The 18,945-nt window shown below is 61.0% G+C and carries 18 protein-coding genes; 9 read left to right on the top strand and 9 right to left on the bottom strand.

Features of this window, described 5'->3' with window-relative positions; translation table 11 throughout:
- The first annotated feature begins 159 nt into the window (after positions 1 to 159).
- Together nirB and nirD are read left to right on the top strand one after the other, a co-directional pair.
- On the top strand, positions 160 to 2,724 hold the full coding sequence (gene nirB / locus ACVW0Y_RS05405; RefSeq protein ID WP_457436572.1) for a nitrite reductase large subunit NirB: 2,565 nt from the start codon (positions 160 to 162) through the stop codon (positions 2,722 to 2,724).
- The gene (nirD, locus tag ACVW0Y_RS05410) at positions 2,724 to 3,089 is read left to right on the top strand and encodes a nitrite reductase small subunit NirD (RefSeq protein WP_457436573.1); all 366 of its coding nucleotides are present in this window, start codon (positions 2,724 to 2,726) and stop codon (positions 3,087 to 3,089) included. Before nirB ends, nirD begins: the two co-directional genes overlap by 1 nt.
- A gap of 13 nt (positions 3,090 to 3,102) precedes the next feature.
- Here the strand turns inward: nirD and ACVW0Y_RS05415 are convergent, their stop codons facing one another.
- Positions 3,103 to 4,218 carry a DNA alkylation repair protein gene (locus ACVW0Y_RS05415; protein WP_457436574.1) on the bottom strand — a complete coding sequence of 372 codons (1,116 nt, stop codon included), beginning with the start codon at positions 4,216 to 4,218 and terminating at the stop codon, positions 3,103 to 3,105.
- A 367-nt stretch (positions 4,219 to 4,585) separates the two neighbouring features.
- On the opposite strand from ACVW0Y_RS05415, the gene ACVW0Y_RS05420 reads away from it, so the two are divergent.
- The 5 genes from ACVW0Y_RS05420 (at position 4,586) to ACVW0Y_RS05440 (ending at position 9,271) form a co-directional block, all read left to right on the top strand.
- A complete protein-coding gene (locus ACVW0Y_RS05420) occupies positions 4,586 to 4,714 on the top strand; it encodes a PA1414 family protein (protein ID WP_457436575.1) in 129 nt (42 codons plus the stop codon).
- 141 nt (positions 4,715 to 4,855) lie between these two features.
- Entirely contained in the window at positions 4,856 to 5,866 is a 1,011-nt protein-coding gene (locus ACVW0Y_RS05425; RefSeq protein WP_457436576.1) for a DUF2804 domain-containing protein, read from the top strand.
- Between the two features lie 117 nt (positions 5,867 to 5,983).
- On the top strand, positions 5,984 to 6,421 hold the full coding sequence (locus ACVW0Y_RS05430) for a MarR family transcriptional regulator (RefSeq protein WP_457436578.1): 438 nt from the start codon (positions 5,984 to 5,986) through the stop codon (positions 6,419 to 6,421).
- Positions 6,422 to 6,761: 340 nt separating this feature from the next.
- Complete coding sequence (locus ACVW0Y_RS05435) at positions 6,762 to 8,885, top strand: FimV/HubP family polar landmark protein (protein WP_457436579.1); 2,124 nt, start codon at positions 6,762 to 6,764, stop codon at positions 8,883 to 8,885.
- Positions 8,886 to 8,974: 89 nt separating this feature from the next.
- Positions 8,975 to 9,271 (top strand): SelT/SelW/SelH family protein, encoded by a 297-nt coding sequence (locus ACVW0Y_RS05440; protein ID WP_457436580.1) that lies wholly within the window; start codon positions 8,975 to 8,977, stop codon positions 9,269 to 9,271.
- Positions 9,272 to 9,354: 83 nt separating this feature from the next.
- Here the strand turns inward: ACVW0Y_RS05440 and dhaL are convergent, their stop codons facing one another.
- The 7 genes from dhaL to ACVW0Y_RS05475 form a co-directional block, all read right to left on the bottom strand.
- The gene (dhaL, locus tag ACVW0Y_RS05445; RefSeq protein WP_457436582.1) at positions 9,355 to 9,999 is read right to left on the bottom strand and encodes a dihydroxyacetone kinase subunit DhaL; all 645 of its coding nucleotides are present in this window, start codon (positions 9,997 to 9,999) and stop codon (positions 9,355 to 9,357) included.
- A 3-nt stretch (positions 10,000 to 10,002) separates the two neighbouring features.
- Positions 10,003 to 11,004, bottom strand: a complete 1,002-nt coding sequence (locus tag ACVW0Y_RS05450) for a dihydroxyacetone kinase subunit DhaK (protein WP_457436583.1) — start codon at positions 11,002 to 11,004, stop codon at positions 10,003 to 10,005.
- Positions 11,005 to 11,044: 40 nt separating this feature from the next.
- Positions 11,045 to 12,160, bottom strand: coding sequence for an MDR/zinc-dependent alcohol dehydrogenase-like family protein (locus ACVW0Y_RS05455; protein WP_457436585.1), 1,116 nt, complete (start codon positions 12,158 to 12,160; stop codon positions 11,045 to 11,047).
- 26 nt (positions 12,161 to 12,186) lie between these two features.
- Positions 12,187 to 12,942 carry an SDR family oxidoreductase gene (locus tag ACVW0Y_RS05460; RefSeq protein ID WP_457436586.1) on the bottom strand — a complete coding sequence of 252 codons (756 nt, stop codon included), beginning with the start codon at positions 12,940 to 12,942 and terminating at the stop codon, positions 12,187 to 12,189.
- Positions 12,943 to 13,013: 71 nt separating this feature from the next.
- Positions 13,014 to 14,036: a substrate-binding domain-containing protein gene (locus ACVW0Y_RS05465; protein ID WP_457436588.1), complete on the bottom strand. Its 1,023-nt coding sequence runs from the start codon at positions 14,034 to 14,036 to the stop codon at positions 13,014 to 13,016.
- Positions 14,037 to 14,076: 40 nt separating this feature from the next.
- Complete coding sequence (locus ACVW0Y_RS05470; protein ID WP_457436589.1) at positions 14,077 to 15,054, bottom strand: ABC transporter permease; 978 nt, start codon at positions 15,052 to 15,054, stop codon at positions 14,077 to 14,079.
- Positions 15,051 to 16,538: a sugar ABC transporter ATP-binding protein gene (locus ACVW0Y_RS05475; protein WP_457436590.1), complete on the bottom strand. Its 1,488-nt coding sequence runs from the start codon at positions 16,536 to 16,538 to the stop codon at positions 15,051 to 15,053. The genes ACVW0Y_RS05470 and ACVW0Y_RS05475 overlap by 4 nt, the downstream gene beginning before the upstream one ends.
- Positions 16,539 to 16,816: 278 nt before the next feature.
- Here ACVW0Y_RS05475 and rpiB point away from each other — a divergent pair, with 278 nt between their 5' ends.
- Both rpiB and ACVW0Y_RS05485 read left to right on the top strand, forming a co-directional pair.
- Positions 16,817 to 17,278 (top strand): ribose 5-phosphate isomerase B, encoded by a 462-nt coding sequence (gene rpiB, locus ACVW0Y_RS05480; protein ID WP_457436592.1) that lies wholly within the window; start codon positions 16,817 to 16,819, stop codon positions 17,276 to 17,278.
- Positions 17,279 to 17,352: 74 nt separating this feature from the next.
- Positions 17,353 to 18,333, top strand: coding sequence for a sugar-binding transcriptional regulator (locus ACVW0Y_RS05485; RefSeq protein WP_457436594.1), 981 nt, complete (start codon positions 17,353 to 17,355; stop codon positions 18,331 to 18,333).
- A 45-nt stretch (positions 18,334 to 18,378) separates the two neighbouring features.
- Here the strand turns inward: ACVW0Y_RS05485 and ACVW0Y_RS05490 are convergent, their stop codons facing one another.
- Positions 18,379 to 18,864 carry a hypothetical protein gene (locus ACVW0Y_RS05490; protein WP_457436595.1) on the bottom strand — a complete coding sequence of 162 codons (486 nt, stop codon included), beginning with the start codon at positions 18,862 to 18,864 and terminating at the stop codon, positions 18,379 to 18,381.
- Positions 18,865 to 18,945: the final 81 nt, after the last annotated feature.

The following is an 18,945-nucleotide window of genomic DNA, read 5'->3' on the forward strand; positions in this document are numbered from 1 at the left end:
CGATCAACGGCGATCGTTTGGCCACTCAAGGCCCGGGTAACAATGACTGCGACAGGCCCATGGGCCGGCAGCACGAACAGGCAAAGGCGCCTGGAACCTTTTGGTTCCAGGCGTTTTTTTTTGCTCAACGAAACCTGATTGGCCTTGGCGGGTGCACTTATGAACAGCACAAATGATCGGCAAACCCTGGTGGTAATCGGCAACGGCATGGTCGGCCATCACTGCGTGGAGCAGTTGGTGGAGCGGGGCGCTCTGGCGCATTACCAGATCCATGTGTTCAGCGAAGAGCCGCTGCGTGCCTATGACCGCGTGCACCTGTCCGAGTACTTCGGCGGCCGCGATGCCGAGTCGCTGGCCCTCGGCGAAGCGGCGCTGTATCAGACCCCCGGAGTAACCCTGCATCTGGGTGTGCCGGTGCTGGAAATCGATCGCACCCGCCAGGAGGTGATCACCGCCAATGGCTGTGTGCCGTATGCGCAGTTGGTGCTGGCCACCGGTTCCTATCCCTTTGTGCCGCCGATTGAGGGCGCGGCCGGAGATTCGCGTCTGGTGTATCGCACCCTGGCCGATCTCGACACCATTCAGGCCGCCGCGAAGAACGCCCGCCGTGGCGTGGTGGTGGGCGGGGGCTTGCTCGGTCTGGAAGCGGCCAATGCGCTCAAGTCGCTGGGCCTCGAAGCCCATGTGGTGGAGTTCGCCCCGCGCCTGATGCCGGTGCAGTTGGATGACCACGGTGGTCAGGCGCTGAAGGCGCGGATCGAAGAGCTGGGCGTCAGCGTGCATCTGTCGCGCGGCACCCAGTCGATCACCCCGGGCAGCGACTACCGCTACCGGATGAACTTCGCCAACGAGGAGTTTCTCGAAACCGATCTGATCGTCTTCTCCGCCGGCATCCGCCCGCAGGACGCCCTGGCCAAAGCCTGCGATCTGGAGCTCGGCACCCGTGGCGGTATCGCCATCGATAGCCAGTGCCGTTCCAGCGACGCGCGGATTTTTGCCATCGGCGAATGCGCAGCCTGGAATGGCAGCATCTTCGGCCTGGTGGCACCGGGTTATCAGATGGCCCGCAGCGTGGCCGCCCAGCTGTGCGACGCGGTGGGACTGAGCGAAGACAGCGCGGCACCATTTCTCGGTGCCGATATGTCCACCAAGCTCAAGCTGCTGGGGGTGGATGTGGGCTCCATCGGTGATGCCCATGGCGCTACCGCCGGTGCACGCAGCTACCGGTTTATCGACGAAGCCACTTCCACCTATCGCCGCCTGATCGTTTCCGCCGACGGCAAACAGGCCCTGGGTGCGGTGCTGGTGGGTGACAACAGCTACTACGACACCCTGCTGCAATACGTGCAGAACGGCATTGCCCTGCCGGCCGATCCGGCGGCGCTGATTCTGCCGCAAGGTGCCGCTGCCCCGGCCCTCGGCGTGGATGCGCTGCCAGCCACCGCCACCGTGTGCTCCTGCCATAACGTCAGCAAGGGCGCGATCTGCTGCGCCATCGACAATGGCTGCAGCGACCTGGCCGGGCTCAAGGCGCAAACCAAGGCGGCGACTGGGTGCGGCGGTTGCGCCGGGCTGCTCAAGCAGGTGTTCGAGCACGAACTCACTGCCCGTGGCGTGGTGGTGGACAAGAGCCTGTGCGAACACTTCGCCTATACCCGCCAGGAGCTGTACTCGCTGGTACGCGTCGGCGGCATCGAAAGCTTTGAAGACATGCTCGCCCGTCATGGCAAAGGCCACGTCGGCTGCGACATCTGCAAGCCGGCCATTGGCTCGATTCTCGCCTCGTGCTGGAACCGGCCGATTCAGGAGCCGTGGCTGGTGCCGCTGCAAGACACCAACGACACCTTTATGGCCAATATGCAGAAGAACGGCACCTACTCGGTGGTGCCGCGTATTCCCGGTGGCGAAATCACCCCGGACGGCCTGATCGCCATTGGTGCGGTGGCGAAGAAATACGACCTGTACACCAAGATCACCGGCGGCCAGCGCATCGACCTGTTTGGCGCGCAACTGCACGAGCTGCCGGATATCTGGGGCGAACTGATCGCTGCCGGTTTTGAAACCGGCCATGCCTATGGCAAATCCACCCGTACGGTGAAGAGCTGCGTCGGCAGCACCTGGTGCCGTTATGGCGTGCAGGACAGCGTGAAAATGGCGCTGCTTATCGAGGACCGTTACAAGGGCCTGCGTTCGCCGCACAAGCTCAAGTTCGCGGTGTCCGGTTGCACCCGCGAATGCGCCGAGGCGCAGAGCAAAGACGTTGGCGTGATCGCCACCGAGAAGGGCTGGAACCTGTACATCAGCGGTAACGGCGGCATGCGCCCACGGCATGCCGAACTGTTCGCCACCGACCTCGATGACGACACGCTGATCCGCTATATCGACCGCTTTCTGATGCTGTACATCCGCACCGCCGACAAGCTGCAGCGCACCTCGGTATGGCGCGAAAGCCTGGAAGGCGGGTTGGACTACCTCAAGGCGGTGGTTATCGACGACAGCCTGGGCCTGGCGGCCGAATTGGAGGCGCAGATGCAACTGGTGGTGGACCGCTACGAGTGCGAGTGGGCCAATGCCCTTAAAGACCCGGAAAAACTCAAACGCTTCCGCACCTTCGTCAATGCCAAGGGCGGCGATCCGGATATTCATTTCGTCAGAGAGCGCGGGCAGATCCGCCCCATTCAGCTGGATGAACTCACGCTGATCAACGCAGTGGAGGTGGTGTGATGCAGGCCATGGCAAACGAGCATGTGCAAGGCTGGAGCGCCGTGTGCGCACGGGACGATCTGGTGGCCAATTCCGGCGTGGTGTCGCTGGTGGACGGGGTGCAGGTGGCGCTGTTTTATCTGCCCGACGGCGAGCAATTGTTCGCCGTCGAGAACCGCGATCCGCTGTCCGGTGCCAATGTGATCGGGCGCGGCATCATCGGCAGCCTGGCCGGTGATCTGGTGATTGCCGCACCGCTGTACAAACAACACTTTCGTCTGCAGGACGGCACCTGCCTGGAGTATCCAGAGCAGTCGCTGAAGGTCTGGCCGGTACGCTTGAGCGGTGCGGTGGTGGAGGTGTATCTGGGCGGCTGGCAAGGTTGAGCTGGCCCCCGGTTCAGGGCTGCAAGTCAAAGCCGGTGCTGGCCAGACACTCGCCATTCACCAGCACATGCACGGCATGCTGGCCGTAGTAGAGCTTGCGCGTGGTCAGCTGGCGAAGCTGTTGGCTGCGCGCTAGCACCAGCATTGCCCCGGGCGTGAGGTCGAGGGTTTTCAGTTTGAACACCTTGCGCGCGCTTTTGCCGGAGGCTTTGACGTAGTCGATGGCGTAATCCACCACCAGCCGCTGCGGTGTGTCGCGGGTGGAGTGCAGGGTGAAGGAGAGCGTCATGCTCTGGCCCAGACGCAGTTTGCCGGGCGTGACCTGCAGCTCGCGCAACTGCACCTGCGCCGGCTCGCCGGCACCAAGCAAGGCCAGGGCGCGACGATCACCTTGTTTGATCAGGCTGCGCAGGGCGTGGCGGGTGATCCAGGCAGTGCGCGGATCATCCAGCGCCCACCTTTCGAGTTGGTTGAGCAGCCACTCGGGGTGGTCCTTGCTGATGTCGTTGAGGTGATTGGCCACTGATTTGCGCACATACAGGCTGGGGTCGGCCTTCAGCCGTTCGAGGATCGGCCAGGCCAGCTGCGGGTTGGCCTGCATCTGCGCCAGGCGGAACGACCAGGGCAAACGCGGCCGGCAGCCTTCGCTGGCCAGGCGGCGCACATGCTCGTTGTCGTCTTCGGCCCAGCTGGTCATCAGCGCCAGGGTGCGTTCGGGCTGCGCCTGCAGAAAGTGGCGGATGGCAAATTCCGCTGAACCAAAGCAGGTGAAGTATTTCAGCGCGGACATGGCCAACTCGAAATGCGCCTGGCCATAGCTGGCTACAAAGTGCGGCAGGCACATGCTGAAAAACCCGCTGTTCAGGCGTGGTGCCAGTTGCTGAACAATCGCCAGGGCGCTGGCGAAGTCGGCGGGCAGGGTGGCCTGCAGGCTTTCGCTGACCCGCGCCATGCGTTGCATTACCGAGAGTTCATCGAGGCCGTCGCTGGCCAGGGCGAGAAAGCGTTTGCCAGCAAAGGCGGGGTACACCGCCTGGGTCTCTTGGGCGATATGGCGCAGGCGTTCGCGGTTGAAGATTTCCTTGAGCGCCGGGGCGCTGCTGGTGCTGTTGGTGGCGCTGGCGCTCATGGGCGTCCCTGGAATGGCATTCTGCGGGTAAAGTCTACTTAGTGTGTAGGACATACCGTACATCGGCTAATCCCAGTTTTTCCTACGGCAAAGCCCTGGGGGAAGTGGCGCGGCGCTGGGGTTAATGCCACTCTCAGCGTGCAGCTCGCGCTAAATCGCGGGTTGCCGAGGAGTAACGTGACGTTGCCACAGATCAACCGGAAGCGCTCTTTTCAGTACTACGCTTAATTCAAGGTAGGCTGATTCCCAAAGAGAACGACCTTCGTGGTAAGCCTACGTGACTGTTTAGGGCTTGAGTTCCGAGGAGACGGCCGCATATAGCGTGTAGCAAGCGACCGCCCACTCGCTGTTTAGAGAGGAACAAACGATGAAAATCTGGCTTAGCACTTTGGCCTGGAAACTGTCCGTACTGTTGGGCATCAACCGCCTGCAACCCATCCCGATTCCTACTGAGGAACAGCAACGCCGCCTGGCTGCGCAGCAACGCAGACGCTAAGCGAGCGCGACAACTGTTCCAGCGCCCGAATAGCGGGCATGCCGCCTGGCCGATTATGTCGCTCAGGTGGCGCTGATCGTGACTCCAGCCGCGACCACCCGGTGCTAGCATCCTCGGATATTTCCGGGGAGGCAGCAGTAGATGGAGCGTCTGATTCAGGCCAACGGCCAGCCGCATTTCGGCATCTTTCCCCAGGCAGTCGGCGAGGTTAACTACCGCGACTTCGACTTCCGGTCGCCCATGGGCCGCCCGCTGGGTGCCCTCGCCAAATGGCGGCGTTTTCACCAATTTCAATACTTCGGCCTGATCAGCGAGCAACTGATCGGTGGCTGCGCCTTGGCCAATCTGAGCCTGGCGGGCATCGGTTTTGTCTACCTGTTTCATCCGGCCAGCGGGCGCATGATCGAGCGCCAGTTCAAGCTGCCGCTGGGCCTGGGCAGCCGGTTTTCCCAACAACCCAATAACGGCGTCTGCGAGTTACGCAGTGGCAACAACCTGCTGCGCCTGGAAAACCACGGCAGCGAGAAACGCCTGCAGGTGGAGCTGGACGACGGCACCCGTATCGACGCCCATTTCAATGAACAAACGCCGGCGTTTCAGCCGATGTGTCTGAATACGCCCACCGCCACCAATGGCTGGGTGTATGCGCAAAAGGTGGCGGGGGTGCGCTGCGAGGGCAGTGTGCAGAGCCCGTTGGGCACTTTCGAGCTGGCCAACATCAATGCGTTTGCCCATCACGATTGGTCGGCCGGCTACATGCGCCCGGAAACCTTCTGGAACTGGGCCTGTTTGTCGGGGCAGGCGGGGGCGTTGCGGGTGGGCTTGAACCTGTCCTGCGGGGTCAACGAAACCAGCTTTACCGAGAACTGCTTCTGGTTGGATGGCGTGCTGATCAAGGTGGATACGGTGCGCTTTACCTACGACCGCGATAACGAGATGGCACCTTGGCGCATCCAGTCGTTCGATGGTCAGGTCGACCTGCAGTTCGAGGCGCGCGGGCTGCATAAAGAGCGGCTGAATCTCGGATTTATCGCCAGTAACTTCAAACAGATATTCGGCCAGTTCCGTGGGGAATTGCGACCAAAAGGGCGTCCAGCCGTGGTGATAGACAATCTGTGGGGCTTCGTTGAGGACCAGTATGTGAAGTGGTAGCCGGGCAGTTTTCCCTGTTACGAACGTACTAAGTCTTACAGCTCAACGTCTTCCACTTTGTTCAAGGTTATGGTTAGCTGGCTAATTATTAGTTTTAGCTGTGATCACGAGCCTTCTATGCCCCACACCGATCAACACCGTTTTGGTATGCAACTAGCCCAGTTGTCGCGCGCCTGGCGTGCCGAACTGGACCGCCGCCTGGCTGGCCTGGGCCTGTCCCAGGCGCGCTGGCTGGTGCTGTTGCACCTGGCCCGGTTCAGCGATGAATTGCCCACCCAGCGCGAGTTGGCGCAGAGCGTCGGCGTGGAAGGGCCAACCCTGGCGCGCCTGCTTGATAGTCTGGAAGCCCAGGGCTTGGTCACCCGGCAGGCCGTAGTGGAAGACCGTCGGGCGAAGAAGATCTGCCTCAGTGATTCGGCCCGGCCCTTGATTGAGCAGATTGAAGCCATCTCCAGCCAGTTGCGGCTGGAATTGTTCGCCGGTGTCGATGAAGAAGAAATTCGCCGTTGCCAGTTGGTACACGCGCAGATTCTCGCCAATCTGGAAAAACGTTAACCCCCCGCATTCCCGTTAGGGGGCAGGTCCAGAACCTGTGCCCCAAACGCCCTCAGCACTTTGTAAGCTTTTTGACACTTTCGTCTCAGGTCACCTAAGTGCATCTTTTCTTTGCCATTTATTTGACTGTTTTTCCGCTCTTTTGCGTATCATGGCCATATGCCTGGTTAACTGCGTCACAAATTGCCAAACGTGACCATACTCTTAGGCGCGGGCCTACACGGATGTTTCTCCCGATTTCAGTCTTTTGCTAAACCTTTTGTTAGCACCATCAATTTGGGATGTGCGCGATCATTCGCGCAGTGGTGTGAACATGGAGCGGTAGTACCGGGAGGCGTCGATGGTGCAGGTTCGACATTTGTTGCTGGGTTTGGCTTCTGGTTCGGCGTTGTATTCGGGGATGGTGTCGGCGCTGGGGCTGGGCGACATCACCTTGCATTCGGCCCTCAACCAACCGTTGGAAGCAGATATCGAATTACTGGAAGTGGGCGACCTCGGCGCTGCCGATATGAAGGTGCGCCTGGCTTCCGATGCCGTGTACGCGCGCTCTGGCGTCGACCGCATCATCTTTCTCAACGACCTGCGCTTTACCCCGTTGCTTGGCGGCGGCAAAAGCGTGATTCGCGTGGTCTCGAGCAAACCGGTGCGCGAGCCCTACCTTAATTTCATCGTCGAGCTGGCCCGGCCCAACGGCCAGCTGTACCGCGAATACACCGTGCTGCTCGATCCGCCCAATGCCTCGGCGTATAACCGCGTAGCTGCTGCCCCAGCGGCCGCCAGTTCGGCTGCCAGTGGCAAGAGTCGCGCCGCAGCGGCCCCGGCCAAGCCCCGTACGCCACCGCCTGCCAAGCTCGGTAAGCACTACCAGGTGAGCAACGGTGACAGCGTGTGGACTATCGCCGCGCGTCTGCGCACGCAAGGCAGCACGGCCTCCCAGGAGCAGTTGATGGCGGATATCCACGCCCTCAATCCGCAGGCCTTCGGTGGCAATGACATAAGCCGCCTGCAGGCCGGTGCCAACCTCTTGCTGCCGGATGCCGCGCCTGTGGCTGCGGTGCCTGGTTCAGCTGCCGATGCCGAGCCGCCGGCGACCCTCAGCGTGGTGGATGACGAAGCGCCGCCGGTGCCAGCGCCGCTGGAAACCCAGGCCGAGCTGATCGCCCAGCTGCAGAAACGCCTGGACAACGAGTTGGCGCAGAACGCCGACGAAAACACCAAGCTGCAACAGTCGCTGGCCAACCTGGAAGTGCAGGTGCAGCAGCTGATGCAGCAGTCCGTTAGTAAAGACCAGCAGATCGCCGATCTGCGCGCCCAGCTCGACGCTCAGCCAGCAGCGTCAGCACCGGTCGCCCAGCCGATGGCCGCTGACAGCACTGCCGCGGTGCCTGCCGCCGAAAACCGCAGCTGGTTTGGTGCCATCTGGGGCCTGCTGGGCTTGCTGGTGGCCGGTTTGATCGGCCTGTTGCTGTGGCGCCGTACCCGCGAGAAGCCGCAGCCGAGTTCCTTCGCGCCAATTGCATCAGTGGCCGTGGTGACCGAAGACGCCGACCGTTTCGAGCTGGACGATATCGTCACCCCGCCCGTAGTGGCTGCTCCGCTGGTCAGCGCTCCGCGCGCGCCGGTTGCCGTTACGCTTGCCGAGCCGCGTCCCGCCAGCCCGACCGACACCCTGGAAGGGGCCAATATCTACATCGCCTACGGTCGTTTCAGCGAAGCCGCCGGCAGCCTGCGCCGCGCCCTGGATGCCGAGCCGCAGCGCAGCGATATCCGCTTCCGACTGTTGGAAGTGCTGGCGCAACTAGGCGATGCCCGGGGCTTCCAGCGCGAAGAGGAACTTCTGCTGGATGCCGGTTATGCCGACAGCGCGATCAGTCAACTCAAGGCCCGTCACCCCGATCTGTTTGCCGTCGCTCAAGACTTGGAGCCGGAGCTGGATCTGGATGCGCTCGACGACGCCGTACTGGTGCTCGACGATGCTGCACCGCTGGCCAGCCAGCCATTGGCGGAGGACGACCAGTTCAACCTCGACGACTTCTCCCTGGACCCCGACTGGGACCTGATCAGCCCGTTCTCTGCCAACGCCCGCAACAAGGCCGAAGCCGCGCAGAAGGCCAGTAACGAGGCTGACGCACCGCACATCGACCTGGGCAAGACCAGCGATGTGGGCAGCCCTTTCGCCGGCTCGGCCATGCTGGTGGAGGAAACCCACGACGAAGGCTGGTTTGGCGAAGGCCTCGACGACGAGGCGTACCTGAGTCAGCCCGTGGTGGAAGAGGGTGAGCCCTTGGGCGATCTCGATCATCTGGAGGCGCGGCGCGACAATCTGGCCAAATTCAACCAGGCCCTGGCCTATATCGAACAAGGCCATCTGGAAAGCGCCTGCGATATCCTCAACGAGTTGATCAACGAGGGCGATGAGGCGCAGAAGCTTGAAGCCAGCAAGCTGCTGGCAAAGATTGCTTAACTGACGAGCCGGTCAAAACGCCCGCAAGCTGATAAAGCTTGCGGGCTTTTTTGTAAGCTAGCTGTCCCCAGGATCAATCGAGTTCCCCCATGACCACCAGCAAACCGGAAGTCACCATCACCTATTGCACCCAATGTCAGTGGTTGCTGCGTGCCGCTTGGCTGGCGCAGGAACTGTTGTCGACCTTTGGCGATGATCTGGGCAAGGTCAGCCTGCAGCCGGGTACCGGCGGGGTGTTTGTGGTGACCTGTGATGGTGTGCAGATCTGGGAGCGCAAGGCCGACGGCGGTTTCCCCGAGGCCAAGGTATTGAAGCAGCGGGTGCGTGATGTGATCGATCCCGAGCGCGATCTGGGCCATAACGACCGCGTTGCGGTGCCCGAATAAAAAAGCCCCAAACAGGCGGCGGCACTGATAACCCCAGGCAAGATTTTCCGCCGCTAAAACGCTTGCCCAGGGGCAGTGCCGTATCAGATCAGCCTCGGCTGCACTGCGTCCGCCAGCCGAGTGAGGATCAGGCAGCAAGATACGGCACCTGCATCCAGAACGCCCAATGAACGCTCGCCCAGGCGGCTTGCCCGGCCGATTTTCGCCAGCAGATTTTTGGTGGAGTCACGGCCGCTGCAGGCCGCTGCTTTCATTTGTTGCAGAGCGTCGCTGAAGGATGCCCCTGCCGCATGTGCGCGTTCGAACGCTTCTACCGCCGGGATCAAGGTGTCCATCAGGCATTTGTCCCCCACGCCTGCTTCGGTGATGTCCTGCAGGGAGGTCAGGCCGCCGCGCAACAGGTGGGCGAAGGTGGCGGTATCTATCTGCTGGTGGCCACGCACTTGATCCGCCATGCCAATGAACAGGCTGCCGTATAGCGGCCCCATGGAGCCGCCAATGCCCTCCATCAAACTCAGCGTCAAGGCATCCAGAGCTTCAGCCAAGGTCAGGCGCCGGCCCTCGATAACGCGACCGCAATGAGCAAAACCCTTGGCCATGTTGATGCCGTGGTCGCCGTCACCGATGGCACCATCTATTTCACTTAAGTAGTCGCGGTTGTTGACGATCACGTCGACCAGATCGGCGACCAGGGCAGTGCCTTCATAGGAAGAAAAAGACTGACTCATGATTTACTCCGTCTGGGTCATGCCGATGGCGCTGCAGGGATGGTCGATCAGGGTTTTCAGTTCTTCGTCCAGGCCCAGAAGGGTCAGGGTCACGCCCATCATCTCGAGGGAGGTGAAGTAGTTGCCGATGTAGCAGCGGTGGATTGCCAGACCCTTTGCGCGCAGCTGCCGTTCGACTTCCGCATAGAAGATGTACAGCTCCATCAATGGCGTCGCCCCCAGGCCTGAGACCAACACCACGACACTGTCGTCCTGGCTGAAATCACGATCACTGAGAATCGCCGCCAGCATGCGGTCGGCCATCGCTGCAGCGGACTCAATGGGCATCACGGCAATACCCGGCTCGCCGTGGTGGCCGATGCCCAGCTCCATCATGCCGTCGGCAATCTGGAAGTTCGGCTTTCCGACTGCTGCGATGGTGCAGGGCGTGAGGCCTACGCCTATGGAGCGGCAGTGATCGACGGCTTTCTGGGCGACGCGAATTACTCCGTCCAGGTCGTACTGATTTGCAGCGGCGGCACCGCCGACTTTCCACATGAAAATTTCCCCGGCCACTCCGCGCCGCTTTGCCCTATCGGTTTTGGCTACCGAGGCTACGTCATCGTTGGCGACCACAGTGCGAACCTGCAGGTTCTTGCTGGCGGCCATTTTCATCGCCAGCTTCACATTCATGTTGTCGCCAGCGTAGTTGCCGTACAGGCAGGCAACGCCGGCACCCTGGTCGGCAGCGCAGAAGGCGTCAAAAAAGCTTTTTGCGGTGGGCGAGGAGAAGACTTCGCCGACGGCAGCGGCATCCACCAGACCTGGGCCGACGTAGCCGAGGAACGCCGGTTCATGACCGGAGCCACCGCCCGTGACGATGCCAACCTGGCCTGGCGGCGAGGGACGGGTTTTTTTGATCACCCGTGGGTTGCTTTGCGCCTGACACAGCTCCGGGTGGGCGAGCTGAATACCGCGCAGAAAGTCCTCGACCACCTGATCCGGGTCGTTGATGACTCGATTCATGACGCCGTCTCCCGGGTGTTTTTTATAAGGGCTGAGCTGTTCATGGTTCCAGTACCACTTTTAGTGAATGCTCCCCACGCTCCATCACCGCAAAGGCTTGCTGAAAATCGGCCAGGGCAAATTTGTGCGTTACCACGTCGCGCATATCGATCTTGCGACTGCCAATAAAATCGATAGCGCGGGGGTACATGTAGGGCCCGAGGTGCGAGCCCAGTACATCCAGTTCCTTGCGGTCGCCAATGATCGACCAGTCCACACTGGCCTCGTCGTTGAACACGCTGAACTCGACGAAACGCCCCAGTTTGCGCAGCATCGCCAGGCCCTGGTTTACGGCTTGGTGATGGCCGGTGGCTTCGATATAAATGTCGCAGCCATAGCCATCAGTGATGGCGCGAATTTTTTCCAGGACATCCACCTGTGCCGGGTTCCATACCTCGTCTGCGCCCATGCGCAAGGCCAGTGCGGCTCGCTCGGGCTTCATGTCGAGGACGATCAGTTTTTTCGGATTGCGCATACGTACCGCGCCAATGATGCCAAGGCCGAGCGTGCCTGCGCCGGCCACCACGACCACATCATCGAAATCGACATTGGCCCGTTCAGCTGCGTGCAGTGAGCAGGCGAGCGGCTCAATCAGAATTGCTTCTTGCGGGGGAATGGCGTCCGGCACTTTGTGGACGATGCCTTCCTTGGTGAAGATCATGTACTGGGCCATGGCACCCTGAACGTTGTTCTGAAAACCGTAGAGGTCATGTTTCTGGCACATCCAGTACTGGCCGTGGTTGCAGAAGCGGCAACCCCAGCAGGGCACTATTTGCTCGGAGATCACCCGGTCGCCGACCTTTACACCGCGTGTGTGCGCACCTGGGCCGAGGGCGACCACCCGGCAGACAAACTCATGCCCCGGGATCATTGGCGGTTTGACGTAGCGCGGTTGCTGGCTATCGCCCCAGAACGAGGGCGCACCCCGGTAGGTTTTGATGTCGCCCATGCAGATGCCGCACAGCTCGACTTTGGTCAGAATTTCATCGGGGCCAGGCGTCGGCACTGCAACGGTTTCCAGGCGATAGTCTTGCGGCCCGTAGCAGACCACAGCGTGCATGGTTTTCGGGATGGTCGGGGCGGCATGCTCGGCAGCCGGTTGGGTTACGGTGGACATGACTACACCTCACACGGAAAAAGGGCTTATTGAATGCTGTAGCCGCCATCGATCATCACGTTCGTCCCGGTGACCATGGTTGCCGTATCACTCAACAGATAAAGTGCCAGCCCGGCGATTTCCTCTGGTTGGGCAAAGCGCCCCGCAGGGATCTGCGCTCTGGCCCGCTCTCCTGCTTCGCCGGCCCAGGCTTTGCGGCCAAGCGCGGTTTCAACGATGGTCGGGGAAATGGCGTTGACGGTGATGTGCGGCGCCCATTCCAACGCCAGCACCTTGGTCATGCCGACGATGGCCGCCTTGCTGGCGCAGTAGGCAACATGACGATCGAGGCCGAGTACCGCTGCCTGCGAGGCGAGATTGATGATCCGTCCGCTGCCTTGGGCAAGCATGTGGCGGGCGCAGGCCTGGGCCACGAAAAAGCTGGCTTTGAGGTTGATGTCGAGCGTGGTGTCCCAAGCCTTTTCCTCGACCTCCAGAGCCTTGTCCAACAGGGCGACGCCAGCGCTGTTGATCAAGTAATCCAAGCGCAGGAAGTGCATGAAGACGGCGTCGATGCTGCTGCGCACATGCTCCAATTGGGTAAGGTCGACGGTGATGCCGAGGTGGCCGTGGCCAAGGCTTGCGGCAACTTCGACGACCTGCGGATCACGGTCTAGCAGCGCCACTCGCGCGCCGCGCTCGACAAGCAGGCGTGCGCAGGCCAGGCCAATTCCTGCGGCCCCTCCCGTTATCACGGCGCAGCGATTACTGAGGTCGAATGCCTGACTCCAGGGTTTGGACATGAACCTGATTCCTGTGCTGAGGGAGAGGGAGCACGCAGGCCGAAAGGGCGCGTGCTCGTGTTGATCGTTGTCTAGTTACTGCCGCTGACCTGGCGATAAAGGGCGTCGGCGTTGGCGCTGGTCACGGGTACCCACGGCAGGATGTAGCTGGTCTGGGTGCCGTCGCTCCATTTCACGTCGTTGCCATAGCGCTGCCAGATCACCGACTGCGGTTGGTACTGTTTGCCGATGAGTTTGCGCAGCGCGACATCCAGGGCTCCTTGGGACTGGGCCTGGGCATCTTGCAAGAAGGTGGTGAGGTCACCTTTCTGCGCGGCCTGGATGGCATCTGGCATGCCATCAATGGAGGTGACGGGTACTTCGGCGGGAGACAGGCCGTGGGACTTGAGCGCCTGTAGCGCGCCGAGTGCCATGTCGTCGTTCTGTGCAATGACGCCGGAAATACCATTGGGGTGGCCGTTCAACCAATCCTCAGTCAAGGCCAGGGCCTGGGCGCGATCCCAGTTGGCGGTTTTTTTCTCGATGATCTTGATCTGCGGGTACTTGCCGAGGACTTCCAGTTCGCCCTTTTCCCGGTCGATTTGCGCGGACTGGCCGATGGGGCCCTGGATGATTACCACGGTGCCTTTGCCTTTGAGTTTGTCGACCATGGCCTGGGCCTGGAGACGGCCGCCTTCCACATCGTCGTTGCCTACGTAAGGCACAGTGGGGTCGGCGACTTTGGTGTTGGACGCAATCACCGTCACGCCACTGGCCGTGGCCTGTTTGACGGTGCCGACGCCGGCCTTGGTGTCGATGGGCACGAAGATGATCGCGTCGTAGTGTTGGGTGACCATATTCTCGATCTGGTTGTTTTGGGTGAGGGCGTCGTAGTTGCCATCGAATACGGTGAGCTGCACGGTGCCATCCTTGACGGCGGGGTGCGCCTTGAGCTCACGAACCCAGCTCTGCATGAACTGGCCCTTGAGGCCGTAGACGGCGGCGCCGATCTTGTAGGTCTTGCCTTCGGCAGCCAGGGCGCTGGTGCCGGCAAGTAGGGATAGCGTGGCAAGGGCGGCCAGAGTGATGCCCCGCGTGGCGGTAAAAAGCTTCATGGAGTACACCTCGTTATTGTTGTTTTCGGATAAAAGCGGACTAGCGTTTTTTCCTGCGCCATACATCGATCAGTACCGCCAGAACGATGATCAGACCCTTGGCCACCTGTTGGTAATAAGAGGAGACGCCGAGCAGGTTGAGCCCGTTGTTGATCACGCCAATCAGGAGGGCCCCGAACAGGGTGCCAACGATGCTGCCGGTGCCACCGGACAGGCTGGTGCCGCCGATGACTACAGCCGCGATGGCATCCAGCTCATAGGAAGTGCCGGCCTGTGGTAGGGCAGAGGTCGTGCGCGCCGACAGGACGACACCTGCCAGGCCAGCAAGCAGGCCCGACACCACGTACACCGAAAACACCACTTTGCGTACGCCGATTCCGGAGGTGCGGGCGCTCTTCTCATTACCTCCAACCGCATACACATAGCGGCCATAGGTGGTGTAACGCAGCACCAGCCAGAACATCAGCGCGACGGCAGCGAAGATCAGCACCGGCACGCCAATCGGGCCGACCTTGCCAATGCCGAGGGCCAGATAGCTGTCAGGTAGGTCGGTGATCGGACTGCCATCGTTGAGGATGAAGGTCATGCCGCGGGCGATGCTGAGCATGCCCAGGGTGGCGACAAAGGGCGGAATCGACAGGTTGGCAACCATAAAGCCGTTGGCCGCGCCGAGCATGGTGCCGGCAAACATTCCGGCACTGACTGCCGCCAGAAGGCCGTAGCCGTGGCTGGCTACCAGGGCGCTGAACAGACCGGCAAAGGCCAGGATCGAGCCGACCGACAGGTCGATGCCCTTGCTTAGAATCACATAGGTCATGCCGATGGCGAGGATGCCATTGATGGAGGTCTGGCGCAGGATGTCCATCCAGTTACGCCAGGTCATGAAGTACTCGCTGGCGAATGCCAGAACCAGGCACAACAGAATAAACACCAGCGGCAATCCGAGACGGTCAAGGGCCAAGCCTCGGCGTTGGCGGGAGGGAGCAAGAGAGGGGGCGGCAATGCTTTTGCTATTCATGATGCAAGACTCAGCAAGGCTTCCTGGGTGAGGGTGGTGTCGCTGTTGATCGCGACCAGTCGCCCAGCCTTGAATACCGCTATGCGATCACTCAAATGCAGCAACTCCGGTGCCTCGGAAGACACCACGATGGCGGCACCACCCGCGCGCACGAACTGGTCCAGGAGGTGATAGATCTCTTGTTTGGCACCTTCATCAATGCCGCGAGTGGGCTCATCGCAGAGCAGGCACACCGGCTCGGTCGACAGGCATTTGGCGAGGACCACTTTCTGCTGGTTGCCGCCGCTCATTGAGGCAACCGGCAGCTCCAGTGAGGTGGTTTTGATCTGCAGGCGCTTGACCATGTCTCGGGCCAGTTGGGTTTCTTTGCGCACATTGATCAGCGACCAGCTCGACAGTTGCTGGTAAACCGACAATGCAATGTTCGACAAAATGCTGCTGTTGAGGATCAGGCCGCTTTCTTTACGGTCTTCGGTGACCAGCGAAATACCGGCGCGCAGGGTGGCTTTGGGCAGGCCGCTGGGCATCGGTTTGCCCAGCAGGGTGACGCTGCCCGCGTCTGGGCTGGTCAGGCCGTAAATGCAGTTGAGAAATTCACTGCGTCCGGAGCCCATCAGGCCATAGATGCCAAGAATTTCTCCTTGGTGTAACTGCAGGCTGATGTCCTCGAACTCGCCGTTGCGGCTTAGCCCCGCGACATCCAGGCAGCACGCACTGGTGCATTCGCGGCCGGCCTTGTGATCGATACGTTGCAGCTCCTGGCCGACGATAGCGCGTACCAGATGGGCACGGTCGATAGCGGCCATCCGCCCGCTTTCAACGAAGGCACCGTCACGAAAAATGCTGTAGTCATCGGCAATCTGGGTCAGTTCGCTAAGGCGATGGGACACATAAACGATCCCAACACCGCGGGCGGTGAGGCGGCGAATGGCTTTGAACAGGGTTTCGGTCTCGCGCTCGCCGATAGCCGAGGTCGGTTCGTCCATGATCATCACCCGGCAGTCATGACTGAACGCCTTGGCGATTTCCACCAGTTGCATCTGGGCGACGCTCAGGCAATGCATGGGGCTGCTGGCGTCGACGTTGAATTCGAGGCTGGCCAGCAGTTCACGGGTGCGCTGCAGCATGCGCGCATTGTCGACGATGCAGCCGGCGATACGGGGCTCGCGCCCCAGCCAGATGTTTTCGGCAACGGTCATGTGCAGGATCGGCTCGAGCTCCTGGGTGATCATGGTGATTCCCGCCGCGAGCGCCTCGCCGGGGTTGCTGAAGTGCACCGCCTTGCCGTTCAGCAGAATGGACCCAGCATCGCGCTGAGTGATGCCCATCAAGATATTCAGGAAGGTCGACTTGCCGGCACCGTTGCCGCCACACAGGGCATGAACACTGCCGGCCCGTAAAAGCAGCCGCCCATCACGTAGGGCGGGGACCCCGGCATAAGCTTTGCCCACATGTTCGGCCTGGAGCAGGAGTGGCGTGACCATTGGTGAAGTCCTCGTGCGGTGGAGTTGTTGTTAGGCGCACAGATTTAAGATGAACATATGTTTATCAAATGAAATTCTGATCGGTCAATGTCTGTTGCTGAGTTTTTTTGTGTGGCTATTTTCTGCGCGTAATGCCCGAAATAGACGCTTCTTCACTCTTTGTAGGCTGGTTCCTGCTTGCTTGTCGTCGAGTTGTTTTGTTGTGTGGCGTGAATGTATGTTCAGTCGATGATCATATGATCAGTCTGAATTGTGCAGGCAGCGGAGGATGAAGCGCGATGAACACAGAGCTACGAATTGCCATCGGCTGTGATGAGGCAGGTTTCGAACTTAAGGAGTTGTTGAAGCGGCATATCGAAGCGCTCGGCTATCCAGTGACCGACTTCGGTACCTTTGGAGGAGCGCCGGTGTTGTATCCGGACATAGCTCTGGCGGTGGCCAGCGCCATCAGTGCCGGCCAGCAGCGACTCGGCGTACTGGTGTGCGGTACGGGCATAGGCATGGCTATTACAGCCAACAAGGTGAAGGGCATACGTGCGGCGCAGGCCCATGACACTTATTCAGCCGAGCGTGCACGTAAGAGCAACGATGCGCAGATCCTGGCGATCGGAGCGCGGGTGATTGGGGCGGAGTTGGCCAAAAGCGTTGTCAAAGCGTTTCTCGAAGCAGAGTTCGAAGCCGCGCGTTCCGCTGCTAAGGTCGAGCGGATAAAGGCGATTGAGCACGACGCGCAGCGCTAGCGGATCAGTGCTGGACGGGACGGGGCGAGAGCCTAGAGAATGCGCCTTTGACGCCGAAATGGAAGCCCGTCGCCATGAGTGACAGTACCCCGCGCATTGCCAGCGACATCGATCTGATGACCGAAGTGGCAATGCTCTACTACCTCGAGAACGTCACTCAGGAGGTCATCGCCAACCGCTTCGACCTGTCTCGGGCCAAGGTCAGTCGATTGCTCAAGCGCGCTCGGGATGAGGGGGTGGTCGAGGTGCGGGTGTTGCAGCATCCGGCGCTGAACACTGAGCTGGAGCAGGCATTGGTTGCGCGTTTTCAGTTGGATCGTGCGCTGATCGCTGTAGACCACAGCGACCCGGACATCCAGCGTTCGGCAGTGGCCAGCCTGGTCGCCGGCTACCTGAACAGAACGCTCAATGACGGCACGATTGTGGCGGTGGGGATGGGGCGTAACGTCGGCGCGGTGGCGGATAACGTCTTTGTGCCCGTGGCTCGCAACTGCACCTTTGTCTGTGCCATCGGCGGTTCGCTCAGAGCAGGTGAATATATGAACCCCGATCATATCTGCCGGCGTCTGGCCCTGCGTTTTAGTGCTGAGAGTGAAACCCTGTATGCACCTGCTCTGGTGGCCAATCCGGAGCTGCGCGGCGTGATGATCAATAACGACACGGTGCGCGCCACGCTGGACCGAGCTCGGCGTGCCGACATGGCGTTGATTGGCATCGGCGATATGAGCGAAAACAGCAATATGGTACGTATGGGTTGGTTCTCGCCGCACGAAATCGCCCAGGCGCGGTTGTCCGGTACCGTGGGCGACATGATGGGCTACGACTTCATCGATATTCACGGGCAACCCGCAGTCAACGCGATCCAGGGGCGGGTGATCGGGTTGACCGTGCAAGAGTTAGCGAGAATTCCCGATGTGGTGGCTATTGCCAGTGAAAACACCAAGGCTGCCGCGACCTTGGGAGCCTTGCGCTCCGGCGTGATCAACACATTGGCCACCACGGTCGCCAACGCCCATACCATCCTGGCGCTGGACGATGCCACGCGCAGAAGCTGAAGCGGCGTACCGTCTGCCGCCCTGACGAAATACCCTACCGAACGATCAGTTGATGCTGTACCCCCGCCCACTCAGGCACGCACCCAAGGCACGGCGGTAGATATCGGCCGCCGCAGCCGGTGGTGCGCTGTTGGCCGCGGCTGGGTCGAAACCGCTCTGGGAAACCGCCCAGCTGTGGCATTCGTAACGGTCCCGGGCTTGCTGGTCGGCGGATTGGCCGCGGGCCGGGTAGGCAATCACGTCGTAGCTGGTGGGCGGAACGCTGGCGACGGTTTGCGGGGCCTCGACCACCACGTATTGCTTCCGGTCGGCGTTCCACATGTAGTAGCTGCCGGCGGCGAGGAAATACAGGGCGCTGCCAATCCACACCTCGCGGGAGTAGTCCGGCAGGCCATGGCCGTGGCCCGGGCCGGGCCCGCCCCAGCCGCCACCGGGCCCACCAGGACCGCCGGGAGGGCCGGCCAGGGCTTGCAGGGAAACGGTTAGCAGCAGGACAACGCCGGCTGCACGTGCCATCGACAACGTGATCATGAGAACTCCAGATAAATACGCCTGGCCTTTCCGGTGCAGGCCACGCCGTATTATCGAAGCGCCCATGGGGGCAGGGTGTCA

This window comes from Pseudomonas sp. TE3786, from assembly GCF_054057335.1.